Below are 5,675 nucleotides of genomic sequence, written 5' to 3' on the forward strand. Positions count from 1 at the left end.
GAAACAAATTAAGAAAAGAAGTTGACAGACTATTAAAACATGATATGATGGTCAGCTCGCTAAATAGGATAAGCCAGATTGGTTTAGCATATTTAGTAAGAATACTCTTACTGGACGACAGTAGAGACATTATTTAAAAGCATAACTAAAGAACAACTTGTGTGGATTTTTGCTGATTCAGAATGCTAAAAAATAAAGTTGGTTTTAACTCCTTTTCGGAGTTCATTCTAACTATAAAAATTATCATTTAAGACAGTAAAAAAACTCAAAGTTAATTCATTACGAACATAATTTTTAGCGATTTTGCCAGATTAGATGAGCCAAGTTCAGAAGTCTCTTTAAAGGACTTCATAGCAAGATTAAACTGAAGAGTTTGATCATGGCTCAGATTGAACGCTGGCGGCAGGCTTAACACATGCAAGTCGAGCGGAAACGATGATAGCTTGCTATCAGGCGTCGAGCGGCGGACGGGTGAGTAATACTTAGGAATCTACCTAGTAGTGGGGGATAGCACGGGGAAACTCGTATTAATACCGCATACGACCTACGGGAGAAAGGGGGCAGTTTACTGCTCTCGCTATTAGATGAGCCTAAGTCGGATTAGCTAGATGGTGGGGTAAAGGCCTACCATGGCGACGATCTGTAGCTGGTCTGAGAGGATGATCAGCCACACCGGGACTGAGACACGGCCCGGACTCCTACGGGAGGCAGCAGTGGGGAATATTGGACAATGGGGGAAACCCTGATCCAGCCATGCCGCGTGTGTGAAGAAGGCCTTTTGGTTGTAAAGCACTTTAAGCAGTGAAGAAGACTCCGTGGTTAATACCCACGGACGATGACATTAGCTGCAGAATAAGCACCGGCTAACTCTGTGCCAGCAGCCGCGGTAATACAGAGGGTGCAAGCGTTAATCGGAATTACTGGGCGTAAAGGGAGCGTAGGTGGCTCGATAAGTCAGATGTGAAATCCCCGGGCTCAACCTGGGAACTGCATCTGATACTGTTGAGCTAGAGTATGTGAGAGGAAGGTAGAATTCCAGGTGTAGCGGTGAAATGCGTAGAGATCTGGAGGAATACCGATGGCGAAGGCAGCCTTCTGGCATAATACTGACACTGAGGCTCGAAAGCGTGGGTAGCAAACAGGATTAGATACCCTGGTAGTCCACGCCGTAAACGATGTCTACTAGTCGTTGGGTCCCTTGAGGACTTAGTGACGCAGCTAACGCAATAAGTAGACCGCCTGGGGAGTACGGCCGCAAGGTTAAAACTCAAATGAATTGACGGGGGCCCGCACAAGCGGTGGAGCATGTGGTTTAATTCGATGCAACGCGAAGAACCTTACCTGGTCTTGACATATCTAGAATCCTGCAGAGATGCGGGAGTGCCTTCGGGAATTAGAATACAGGTGCTGCATGGCTGTCGTCAGCTCGTGTCGTGAGATGTTGGGTTAAGTCCCGCAACGAGCGCAACCCTTGTCCTTAGTTACCAGCGGGTTAAGCCGGGAACTCTAAGGATACTGCCAGTGACAAACTGGAGGAAGGCGGGGACGACGTCAAGTCATCATGGCCCTTACGACCAGGGCTACACACGTGCTACAATGGTAGGTACAGAGGGCAGCTACACAGCGATGTGATGCGAATCTCAAAAAGCCTATCGTAGTCCAGATTGGAGTCTGCAACTCGACTCCATGAAGTAGGAATCGCTAGTAATCGCGGATCAGAATGCCGCGGTGAATACGTTCCCGGGCCTTGTACACACCGCCCGTCACACCATGGGAGTTGATTGCACCAGAAGTGGATAGCTTAACCTTCGGGGGAGCGTTCACCACGGTGTGGTTGATGACTGGGGTGAAGTCGTAACAAGGTAGCCGTAGGGGAACCTGCGGCTGGATCACCTCCTTATAGATGGCATTCGGTCAGCAAGAATTCACAACAAGTTGTTCTTTAGTTTAAGCTAGTTTATTAGCTAGAGGTATATGCCTCGTACAGGCCTGTAGCTCAGCTGGTTAGAGCACCGTGTTGATAACGCGGGGGTCGGCAGTTCAAGTCTGCCCAGGCCTACCATTATTAGGGGCCATAGCTCAGTTGGTAGAGCGCCTGCCTTGCACGCAGGAGGTCAACGGTTCGACTCCGTTTGGCTCCACCACATAATAAACTTCTTTAGATGCTAATAAATAAATAGGTATCAAATAGAAACAAGTGATTCGTCTTAGTAAAGACAAGATTACTTCTTTCTGTTTTATACAGAATCTGTGACTCGACGAGAGCACAGAGACTATTTAAAAACATAGATATGAGTCTGGGTTAGGAACACGTGTTCACGCGTTGTTTCTAACCTTAATAACTCACTACTTAACGACATCAGTTGTTATCCCAGTGGTGAGTTATTAAAAAAGTAAAGAGAACTGAATCAAGCGTATAAAATTAGGTGATATCGTTATCATAATTAGACTTATATAGCACTTAGAAATCTAACTCTATTTATAGAGAAAGACTACTTGGGGTTGTATGGTCAAGTAATGAAGCGCACATGGTGGATGCCTTGGCAGTCAGAGGCGATGAAAGACGTGACAGCCTGCGATAAGCTTCGGGGAGGCGGCAATATCCTGTGATCCGGAGATTTCTGAATGGGGAAACCCACCTACCATAAGGTAGGTATCTTGTACTTGTACAAGAGGCAAACGAGGGGAAGTGAAACATCTCAGTACCCTTAGGAAAAGACATCAAATGAGATTCCCCAAGTAGCGGCGAGCGAACGGGGAGAAGCCGATTAATGCTAATGTAGAAGAACAGCGTGGGAAAGCTGACCGTAGTAGGTGATAGTCCTGTATTCGAAACATTAGCGTTAACATATTAAGTAGGGCGGGACACGAGAAATCCTGTTTGAAGATGGGGGGACCATCCTCCAAGGCTAAATACTCCTGACTGACCGATAGTGAACCAGTACCGTGAGGGAAAGGCGAAAAGAACCCCTGTGAGGGGAGTGAAATAGAACCTGAAACCGTGTGCGTACAAGCAGTGGGAGCCTTAATTTATTAGGGTGACCGCGTACCTTTTGTATAATGGGTCAGCGACTTATGTTCTGTAGCAAGGTTAACCGTTTAGGGGAGCCGTAGGGAAACCGAGTCTTAATAGGGCGTTTAGTTGCAGGGCATAGACCCGAAACCGAGTGATCTATCCATGAGCAGGTTGAAAGTGCCGTAACAGGCACCGGAGGACCGAACCCACTATCGTTGAAAAGCTAGGGGATGACTTGTGGATAGGGGTGAAAGGCTAATCAAACTCGGTGATAGCTGGTTCTCCCCGAAAGCTATTTAGGTAGCGCCTCGGACGAACACCATTGGGGGTAGAGCACTGTTTCGGCTAGGGGGTCATACCGACTTACCAAACCGATGCAAACTCCGAATACCGATGAGTGATATCCGGGAGACACACAGTGGGTGCTAACGTCCATTGTGGAGAGGGAAACAACCCAGACCGCCAGCTAAGGCCCCAAATTCCTAGTTAAGTGGGAAACGAGGTGGGAAGGCATAGACAGCTAGGAGGTTGGCTTAGAAGCAGCCATCCTTTAAAGAAAGCGTAATAGCTCACTAGTCGAGTCGGCCCGCGCGGAAGATGTAACGGGGCTCAAACTAGGAGCCGAAGCTGCGGATTTGAATTTGTTTTCAAGTGGTAGGGGAGCGTTGTGTAAGCCTGTGAAGGTGTGTCGTAAGGCATGCTGGAGGTATCACAAGAGCGAATGCTGACGTGAGTAACGATAATGCGAGTGAAAAGCTCGCACGCCGGAAGATCAAGGGTTCCAGTCCAACGTTAATCGGGGCTGGGTGAGTCGACCCCTAAGGCGAGGCCGAAAGGCGTAGTCGATGGGAAATCGGTTAATATTCCGATACTTGTTTATAATGCGATGGAGGGACGGAGTAGGTTATGTCAGCCTGGCGTTGGTTGTCCAGGTGAAAGGATGTAGGCAGACAGTTTAGGCAAATCCGGACTGTCATTATGCTGAGATCTGATAGCAAGCTGTACTTGTACAGCGAAGTGGCAAATACCATGCTTCCAGGAAAAGCTTCTAAGCAATAGTTATAAACGAATCGTACCCTAAACCGACACAGGTGATCAGGTAGAGAATACCAAGGCGCTTGAGAGAACTCTGCTGAAGGAACTAGGCAAAATGGTACCGTAACTTCGGGAGAAGGTACGCTGCCGATGGTGATAGGACTTGCTCCTTGAGCTGTTGGCAGTCGCAGATACCAGGCTGCTGCAACTGTTTATTAAAAACACAGCACTCTGCAAACACGAAAGTGGACGTATAGGGTGTGATGTCTGCCCGGTGCTGGAAGGTTAATTGATGGGGTTAGCGTAAGCGAAGCTCTTGATCGAAGCCCCAGTAAACGGCGGCCGTAACTATAACGGTCCTAAGGTAGCGAAATTCCTTGTCGGGTAAGTTCCGACCTGCACGAATGACATAATGATGGCAGCGCTGTCTCCAGCAGAGACTCAGTGAAATCGAAATCGCAGTGAAGATGCTGTGTACCCGCGGCTAGACGGAAAGACCCCGTGAACCTTTACTACAGCTTTACATTGAACTTTGACCTGACTTGTGCAGGATAGGTGGGAGGCTTTGAAGCAGACACGCTAGTGTTTGTGGAGCCAATCTTGAAATACCACCCTGGTCATGTTGGGGTTCTAACTCAGGTATAACAATACCGAGGACAATGTATGGTGGGTAGTTTGACTGGGGCGGTCTCCTCCTAAAGAGTAACGGAGGAGTACGAAGGTGCGCTCAGACCGGTCGGAAATCGGTCGTAGAGTATAAAGGCAAAAGCGCGCTTAACTGCGAGACCCACAAGTCGAGCAGGTACGAAAGTAGGTCTTAGTGATCCGGTGGTTCTGTATGGAAGGGCCATCGCTCAACGGATAAAAGGTACTCTGGGGATAACAGGCTGATACCGCCCAAGAGTTCATATCGACGGCGGTGTTTGGCACCTCGATGTCGGCTCATCTCATCCTAGGGCTGAAGCAGGTCCTAAGGGTATGGCTGTTCGCCATTTAAAGAGGTACGCGAGCTGGGTTTAGAACGTCGTGAGACAGTTCGGTCCCTATCTACCGTGGGCGTTGGAAATTTGAGAGGATCTGCTCCTAGTACGAGAGGACCAGAGTGGACGAACCTCTGGTGTTCGGGTTGTCACGCCAGTGGCATTGCCCGGTAGCTACGTTCGGATGGGATAATCGCTGAAAGCATCTAAGCGAGAAGCCCACCTCAAGATTAGATTTCCCTAAAGAGCCGTTGAAGACTACGACGTTGATAGGCAGGGTGTGGAAGTGCAGCGATGCATGTAGCTAACCTGTACTAATTGCTCGTTTGGCTTGACCATACAACACCCAAGTGGTTTGTATGAAAGCTCTAATTAATCTATCTTGTAAAGCGAAAGCTTTAGAATATATATAATTTCGATATCACCTTTAACCTTGATTCAGTTAGGTTACAAGTTGGTCGACCAATAGATAATATCTTGACGTCAAAACAATAATAACAGACTCATATCTAACCCCCTTTGCTGACGACAATAGCACGATGGAACCACCTGATCCCTTCCCGAACTCAGAAGTGAAACATCGTCGCGCCAATGGTAGTGTGGTTCGCCCATGTGAGAGTAGGTCATCGTCAGCTCTCTATTCT

General features: G+C 48.1%; 2 tRNA genes and 3 rRNA genes. All 5 read left to right on the forward strand.

Annotated elements, in window-relative coordinates:
• The first annotated feature begins 361 nt into the window (after positions 1-361).
• The 5 genes from FQ083_RS12570 to rrf all read left to right on the forward strand — a co-directional run bounded on the left by FQ083_RS12570 (position 362) and on the right by rrf (position 5,666).
• A 16S ribosomal RNA gene (locus FQ083_RS12570) occupies positions 362-1,900 on the forward strand.
• Between the two features lie 85 nt (positions 1,901-1,985).
• A tRNA-Ile gene (locus tag FQ083_RS12575) sits at positions 1,986-2,062 on the forward strand.
• Positions 2,063-2,068: 6 nt separating this feature from the next.
• Positions 2,069-2,144 (forward strand) — tRNA-Ala (locus FQ083_RS12580).
• Between the two features lie 364 nt (positions 2,145-2,508).
• Positions 2,509-5,370: ribosomal RNA gene (locus tag FQ083_RS12585) — 23S ribosomal RNA — on the forward strand.
• Positions 5,371-5,552: 182 nt separating this feature from the next.
• Positions 5,553-5,666: ribosomal RNA gene (rrf, locus tag FQ083_RS12590) — 5S ribosomal RNA — on the forward strand.
• The 16S, 23S and 5S rRNA genes sit together here with 2 tRNA genes alongside, the layout of an rRNA operon.
• Positions 5,667-5,675: the final 9 nt, after the last annotated feature.

It is taken from the genome of Psychrobacter sp. ANT_H59 (assembly GCF_008369225.1).
Classification (GTDB): Bacteria; Pseudomonadota; Gammaproteobacteria; order Pseudomonadales; family Moraxellaceae; genus Psychrobacter; species Psychrobacter cryohalolentis.